This window comes from uncultured Succinatimonas sp. (assembly GCF_905203285.1).
In the GTDB taxonomy this organism is placed as follows: domain Bacteria; phylum Pseudomonadota; class Gammaproteobacteria; order Enterobacterales; family Succinivibrionaceae; genus Succinatimonas.
On record NZ_CAJKVK010000098.1, the window covers coordinates 1 to 7,390 of the forward strand.

Here is a 7,390-nt window from a genome sequence, read left to right on the forward strand (position 1 = left end):
CACACATGGATATGGATAGCACTTATTGGTCATCTGCCGATGACAAAGATGCTGTCGGCTATGGTCTCTATGCAGGTTACAATTTCACTTCATGGTTAGCTCTTGAAGCTGGCTTTAATATGTTCGATGGCTTCTCTATGAAGGATGAAGGCGTTTCTCGCGATTTAGATGTCTACGGACCTGAAGCAGCATTACGCTTAGCTTATCCGTTAGGACCTGATGGTTCAGACATTTATTTGCGCGGTGGTGCAATGTGGGCTACTGTTGATGCAGAGCATGGTGATGAACCTTACCATGAAATTGCTCCGTTTGTTGGTGCAGGCGTTCAGTATGCCGTAACCAAGAACATTGACGTTCGTGTCGGTTATGATTACTACTTTGACGTAATTGATGGTGAAGACAATCCTGATACCGATATCGGCTTGCTCTATGCCGGCTTACAGTACACCTTCGGCGGTGCCGCTCCGGTTGCTCCGGTTCCTCAGACCGTTACCGAGAACTTCACTTTAGACGCAGCTACCCTCTTCCCGTTTGACGGTTCTTCACTTTGCGAAGAAGGCGTAAAGGCTGTTAACAGCGTTGTTGATTCAGTCGCTGCTAAGAATATTCAGAATGCCGCTTACGATGTTAAGGGCTACACCGATCGCATCGGTTCTGAGGCTTACAACCAGACCTTGTCAGAGAAGCGCGCTCAGGCCGTTGCTGACCAGCTCCAGGCTGCAGGCGTTGCTCCTGAACAGCTTACCGTTACCGGCATGGGCGAAGCCGATCCTGTTTCAACCGGTTGTGAAGGCTTACGTGGCAACAAGCTCATTGACTGCTTAGCTCCGGATCGTCGTGTTGAGCTTGCAGTTACCGGTGAAGTTACCGAAACTGAATAATCTATTTAATTAAGTTTAATTAGATTAAAAGAAACCCCGAGATGAAAATCCCGGGGTTTCGTTGTAATGAGCTTTAGTAAATTTTACTGATTGATTTGTTCGGCGTTGCTTATTACTTCCTGATAATACCTAATCGCTGATTCATCAGGATTTTTAAGTGCTTGCTCGAAAATATACTTTATCTGCTCCAGTACCGTAGCCCTTACGATAAACACGAGCTTGCTGTCATGATCATCATCAGGCCAGCTGTCAAGCTCGGTTAACGGATACAGATTTCCTTGTACTCCGTGAATGACCACCGGTTTTTCCTGATCTTTAATATTGACGATGCCCTTGATGCGCAGGATCGAATCACCGTATTGCTCCTGAACTAGAGAAATTGCAGATAACAAAACCAAAGGATCTAAAGGATCCGATACTGAAACGCAGAAGCTTTCGATATTGGAGTGGGCAATGATTCTTGGTTTGGCAACACCGATAGTATTGGAAACTGATGCCGGTTTAAACGGTGAGGCAAGAGTTTTGTCTTTAATGTTAAGCCAAGCAGCAACTTTATCCGGATTTTGGTGATCGGAATTTTTATATGGTCCTATTTCCTCAATGATTTTAGGTGTGATATTGCCTTTTAACATCGGATAGATACGAGCTGACGGATTGATTTTTGATGCAACTTCAGTAATTGCGTCAATTTCGTCAGAATCGATTAAATCGGTTTTGCTTATAAGAATGATATCGGCAAGAGCGATTTGTTTTACGGCTTCATATTGGTTTTTAAGTTGCTCTCTGACAAATTGTCCGTCAAGAACGGTTACCGTACCGTCATAACGATAATAAGTCATAACAAACTCATCACCGGCAAGAGTTGAAATTACGCCTGAAGGATCGGCAAGACCGGTAGTTTCGATTAAAACACGCTTAAAGTTCGGAATAAGTCCTTTTTTAGCGCGAATGAAGTTAGTGGTCAATGAATCAATAAGCTCTCCCTGCAAAGAACAGCAGATGCAGCCCGATCCAAGTAATACGACAGTATCATCAACCGCTTGGACTAATTCATGATCAAGTCCCACGTCACCGAATTCATTGATTAATACCAAGGTATCTTTAAACTCTTCGGTATTTACCCATTTATTAAGCAAAGTGGTCTTTCCCGAGCCTAAAAAACCGGTAATGATATTTACGGGGATTTGAAAATCCTCTTCTTCAATAACTTCTGTCACTTTATTTCACCGTGTAATAAAAAATTAAAAGCATATGTTAACGCTAAATTGCGGTATTCGTCAGATTCATTTAGCAGATCATGATAGGCACCTGACAAATTGAAATATTTAGGTCTGCTGATGTCGTTTAAATGCTTTCTCATAAAGTTTATGGTGTGCGGGGTCGATACGACATGATCATCTCCTGCTGTTACGGTCAGCATTGGGATGGTGAAATCAACATTACTGTTCATGATTTCAAGCTGTTTTTTTAAGGCTTCCTTAACAAAGGCAAAAGAAGGACCTCCCAATGCCAGATCTGGATGCAATCCGTAATAGTCGTGATAAGTTTCGTAGCGATCAAAACAGTGACTATGGATGTTCTTTTTAAACTCGATTCTTTTGTATTCTGCTCCGTGCGGAGTATACAAATACTTAAGAAGCGGTAAATTGCCTACCGTGTTGACGAATAGTTTTAAGATAGGTTCGGGCAAATTGAAAGCAGGCCATAAGTAAGGAGCCAGAAGAGCGACGCGCTGAGGTTTGTTTTTTTCATGAAGCAAAAAATCCAAGGAGATGAGCCCGCCCATAGAAAAAGCCATTAACAGATACGGACTTTTGACATTAAGCGCATCAAGTGCAAAAGCAAGATCTTTTCTATAAACATTGAAATCATCAATATGACATTTAAAACTGCCTTTGATGACTTTAGAAGACATGCCTTGACCCCGGACAAAAATTACAAAAACCTGCAGATTCTGCTGGCGTAATGAATATAAAAGTTCAGCGTATTTATGTTCGCATTCAGCTCTACCCGGGACGATTACTAAAGTATGTTTGGGGGTTGCGCTTGTAAGTTCAATCGCACTTAACGTGATTTCATCTGAAACTTTTATAGAGTGTTTAATAATTTTGTGTTTATAAAAGTCCTCAATATGCGCAAGTTGGCGCATATAGTCAGAAACCGTGGTGAGAAAAGGAAGATCATTCATAATAAGCCCTGCATACTAGTACATATTCTAGTTTAGCACGGCTAACTATACTGTCTGTGACGCCAATAAAAATTAGCGTTTTCTGAAGATCTTAATTACATTCGGAATGGTTTTTATACGGCGGATAATACCGGCAAGGTGCAGGCGATCGCGTACGGTCACCGTAAGATTAATGATATATACTTTGCCTTCTTTGATTTCCGAATTAATTGAATCAATTTGCGATCCGGCTATATCTACGGCGTTGGAAATCTCAGACAAAATGCCTTGACGATTTTCAAGCTCAATTCTAAGTCCGGTTTGGAAATCCATGCTGGCAGCAACTTCTCTATCCCAATTAACGTCGAGGAATTTATTCGGATCTTTTGCCATATCGCGAATATTAGAGCAGTTGAAGTTATGGATAACAAGGCCTTTGCCCGGGGAAATATGCGCAATAATATGATCGCCCGGGATTGGCATGCAGCATTGAGCAAATGAATAAGGCAAACCGCCGGTTCCGGTAATCGGCTGGGTCTTTTCATCGGCAATCTTTTTACCGATTTCTTTAGATAGGCGCTTGGCAACGATTACGGTAAGGATATTGCCAAGTGCGATGTCCACCAAAAGTGCGTCCAAATCCGGCTCTTTAAACTCTTTAAGCACTGCGCTTAAATGTTCAGGCGCAATTTCATCAAGACGTACGCCTTTTAATGAAGTCTGCAGCAAACGACGGCCGATAAGTACGCATTCCTGGGCTTTTAAGCTCTTTAGATATTGTCTTATCTTAGAGCGGGCACGCGGAGTAACTACCGAGGATAACCAGATGGCGTTAGGCTGGGCACTTGGGGATGTGATGATTTCGACGGTTTGTCCTGACTCAAGGGCGTGGCTTAACGGGAACATGCGGTGATTGACGCGGGCGCCGATACAGTGCTGACCGATGTCGGTATGGACAGCAAAAGCGAAATCAACAGGTGTTGCGCCGGACGGCAAATCGTAAATCTTGCCTTCAGGTGAGAATACGAAAATCGTATCAGGATAAAGGTCGTTTTTAACTCCCTCAATGAATTCGCGGGAGCTTGCCGAGCTTTGCTGTAAATCCAGAATATTGTTGATCCAGCGCTGAGCGTTCTTTTGGGCGGTTGTTGAGGTCGGCTCTGATCCTTTCTCTTTATAAGACCAATGAGCTGCAACGCCGCGGGCTGACATCTGATCCATAAATTCAGTACGGATCTGAATTTCAATAGGAACTCCGTGAGGTCCTATAAGCGAGGTATGCAGTGATTGATAACCGTTAATCTTCGGAATGGCAATATAGTCTTTAAATCCGTCAGGTCGCGGCTTAAAGAGATTATGCATTTGTCCTAAAACACGGTAGCACGTATCAACGTCGTTGACGATGATTCTAAAACCGTAGACATCCATGATCTCACGGAACTGCAGTTCTTTATGTACCATTTTCTGGTAAATGGAATAGACACGCTTTTCGCGGCCTAAAACCCGAGCCGGGATCCCTACTTCATTTAAGCGTCCGCGGATGTTTTCAAGGATGTTGTTTACTATTTCTTTACGGTTTTTTCGGGCTTTGATAACTGCTGATTTCAATACTCGATAACGCATCGGATGCATTGCCGCCATTCCGAGCTCTTCAAGCTCGGACTTTATTTCCGAGATACCGAGACGATTGGCTATAGGTACGAAAACATCAAGGGTTTCTTTGGCAATGCGGATACGTTTGTCAGGGCGCAGCGAGCCGATGGTCCGCATGTTGTGGGTGCGATCGGCAAGTTTGATGAGAATGACGCGGATATCCTGCGTCATAGCCAAAATCATCTTACGGAAATTTTCCGTTTGAGCTTCGCGATAATCATGAAAACGCAGCTTATCAAGCTTGGTAACACCGTTTACGATTTTTTGTACTGTTGGTCCGAAATTTTTTTCTATATCTTTTTCGTTGATAAAGGTATCTTCAACAGTATCGTGAAGCAGAGCAGCCTGAATAGTCTCAACGTCAAGATGCATCTGTGCAACGATGGTGGCTACAGCCAGAGGATGAGTGATATAAGGTTCGCCTGATGCTCTTTTTTGTCCGTCATGTGCACGGTCGGCAAGCTCAAAAGCCTTGTCGATATAGTGAATTTTTTCAGCGGGTAAATAAGAACAGACCAGATCGCGCAGCGACCAGTAAAATTCCAGGTTGGGGGCGTTTAAAACATCACGAGACAAAGCCGGAGGAGCAGAGATTTCTTGCACCGGGAGGTCTAAATTTAAAGTATCCTGCTTATTTTCTCCGGCCATAGCGTTTACCTTTGCAGTTAGCTGAACATTTCGGCTCCGTCAATAGGAGCGAACTCATTATTTCCGGTATGTAAAGAAGCATCGCGTAAATGATCTTTACGATCTTGCTTATCTAAGAATTCTTCGGAAATTAAACCTTCTTCAATTTCGCGTAAAGCGATGACGGTAGGTTTATCGTTTTCTTCATCTACTAAAGGTTTGCTGCCGTTATTGGAAATCTGACGGGCACGACGTGCTGCAAGAAGAACTAGATCAAAGCGGTTGCCGACGCGGGCAACGGCGTCTTCCACAGTAACTCTAGCCATTTAATCACTACCTCAAAAAAACAAAAAATAAAAAGCTGAATATTTATTATAACCGATTATCGGTGCATTTAACGCTTCTTGGCGTTTTTTGGATCCTTATTCGCTGTAACCTTCAAGCATCGCATCCAAAAGCTGTTTGTGCTTGTCGCTTTGACGCTTAAGCTCATAGCGATGGGCAAGAACGATGGATCTTAAAGCTAAAACACTTTCATCAAATACGTCGTTGACGATAAGATAGTCATATTCATTGTAGTGAGAAATTTCTCTTTTAGCTTTTTCCATGCGTTTTTTTATAACTTCGTCACTATCTTGACCGCGTTTTTTTAGGCGGTTTTGCAATTCTTCAAGTGACGGGGGCAAAATAAAAATGCTTTTTGCATACGGGGATTGCTCACGGATAAGGCGCGCGCCCTGCCAATCTATGTCAAGAAAAACGTCTTTGCCGTCATTTATCCACTCTTCAACTATTTCTTTTGAAGTTCCGTAATAATGATCGAAAACTTTGGCGTATTCGTAAAAAGCGTCACGTGCTATCAGAGCTTCAAATTCTTCGTTGCTGACAAAATGGTAGCTTACATGATTGGTTTCACCGGGACGCGGATCACGGGTGGTATGGGATACGGAAAGTCTTAGCGAATCATCTAAATTAAAACGCTGCATTAAAGCTGCAATAAGTGACGATTTTCCGGCGCCGCTTGGGGCTGATACGATAAATAACGTTCCTTTTTCTTTAGACATTTTCGTTTTCTTCTATAGGTTGAAAGCTTGAATACCATATTGATAAAAGTTTACGGGTTTCATCAATTCCGATGCCGCTCCATGCAGAAAATGGAATAACGGTAAAGTTGCCGTCAAATTCCGATAACAGCAGTTTAACTTCCTTGAGTGCTTTACTGCGGGCGGTTACGCCTAATTTATCAGCTTTGGTTAAAAGAATGATGGCAGGAAGGTTTGCCGCGGTTGACCAATCTAAAATCAAACGGTCATGATCTTTTAAAGGATGGCGGATATCCATGGTTACAACAATTCCGCGTAAGGCTCTGCGTTTTTGCAGATATTCGCTCATGGATTTTTGCCATTGTTTTTTCATGGCTTCAGGAACAGCTGCATAGCCGTAACCCGGGAGATCCACCAAAAATTTATTTGCCTGTACGGCAAAAAGATTGATGAGTCGGGTACGTCCCGGCGTGCTGCTGGTTTTTGCCAAATGTTTTTGATCGCAGATTGCGTTAATGGAAGAGGATTTTCCGGAGTTTGATCGTCCGGCAAAAGCGATCTCAATACCGTTATCCGGCGGCATTTGGCGGATATCAGGTGCTGAAGTGACGAATTTGGTTTGACGGAAATCCAAAATAGGTACGGCAGGGGCCTGTTCCATGTGATCCTCTTTTTAACGGCTTTATGAAATAAAGTTATCGATAGAATAAGAATTTAGCGGCGGACTTTAAGCTATTAAAGTCTGCTTTTCAAGGGAAATATGTAAAATTTTTGTAAATTATATCATGGGGCTTATATATGAAGGATATGAAGAAAAAGAAAAGCCGGCTTAAGCCGGCTCATAATTACTGAAGGTTTAATTCTTTTATCTTGCGGGTAAGCGTATTGCGTCCCCATCCTAAGAGTTTTGCCGATTCCTGCTTGTGGTTGCCGGTATAGGCTAAGGCAGCTTCAAGCATGACGCGCTCAAATTCAGCAGTGGCTTCTGAAAGAATGTCTCTTTCTCCTGCCTTTAATCT

General features: G+C 42.9%; 8 protein-coding genes. 1 reads left to right on the forward strand and 7 read right to left on the reverse strand.

What is annotated here, in order from left to right; genetic code table 11:
• Positions 1–881, forward strand: an 881-nt coding sequence (locus QZ019_RS08615) for an OmpA family protein (protein ID WP_295484256.1), incomplete at its 5' end; no start/stop codon positions are given.
• An 83-nt stretch (positions 882–964) separates the two neighbouring features.
• On the opposite strand, the gene QZ019_RS08620 is transcribed toward QZ019_RS08615, so the two are convergent.
• The 7 genes from QZ019_RS08620 to QZ019_RS08650 all read right to left on the reverse strand — a co-directional run.
• The gene (locus tag QZ019_RS08620; protein WP_286035860.1) at positions 965–2,098 is read right to left on the reverse strand and encodes a GTP-binding protein; all 1,134 of its coding nucleotides are present in this window, start codon (positions 2,096–2,098) and stop codon (positions 965–967) included.
• On the reverse strand, positions 2,095–3,069 hold the full coding sequence (locus QZ019_RS08625) for an alpha/beta fold hydrolase (RefSeq protein WP_295484261.1): 975 nt from the start codon (positions 3,067–3,069) through the stop codon (positions 2,095–2,097). The genes QZ019_RS08620 and QZ019_RS08625 overlap by 4 nt, the downstream gene beginning before the upstream one ends.
• Before the next feature lie 72 nt (positions 3,070–3,141).
• Positions 3,142–5,247 carry a bifunctional GTP diphosphokinase/guanosine-3',5'-bis pyrophosphate 3'-pyrophosphohydrolase gene (spoT, locus tag QZ019_RS08630; protein ID WP_294564458.1) on the reverse strand — a complete coding sequence of 702 codons (2,106 nt, stop codon included), beginning with the start codon at positions 5,245–5,247 and terminating at the stop codon, positions 3,142–3,144.
• 119 nt (positions 5,248–5,366) lie between these two features.
• A complete protein-coding gene (gene rpoZ / locus QZ019_RS08635) occupies positions 5,367–5,654 on the reverse strand; it encodes a DNA-directed RNA polymerase subunit omega (protein WP_295484263.1) in 288 nt (95 codons plus the stop codon).
• Between the two features lie 96 nt (positions 5,655–5,750).
• Complete coding sequence (gene gmk, locus QZ019_RS08640; protein ID WP_294564143.1) at positions 5,751–6,392, reverse strand: guanylate kinase; 642 nt, start codon at positions 6,390–6,392, stop codon at positions 5,751–5,753.
• On the reverse strand, positions 6,385–7,032 hold the full coding sequence (yihA, locus tag QZ019_RS08645; protein ID WP_295484266.1) for a ribosome biogenesis GTP-binding protein YihA/YsxC: 648 nt from the start codon (positions 7,030–7,032) through the stop codon (positions 6,385–6,387). The genes gmk and yihA overlap by 8 nt, the downstream gene beginning before the upstream one ends.
• Positions 7,033–7,216: 184 nt before the next feature.
• On the reverse strand, positions 7,217–7,390 hold a 174-nt coding region (locus QZ019_RS08650; protein ID WP_295484270.1), incomplete at its 5' end, for a helix-turn-helix domain-containing protein.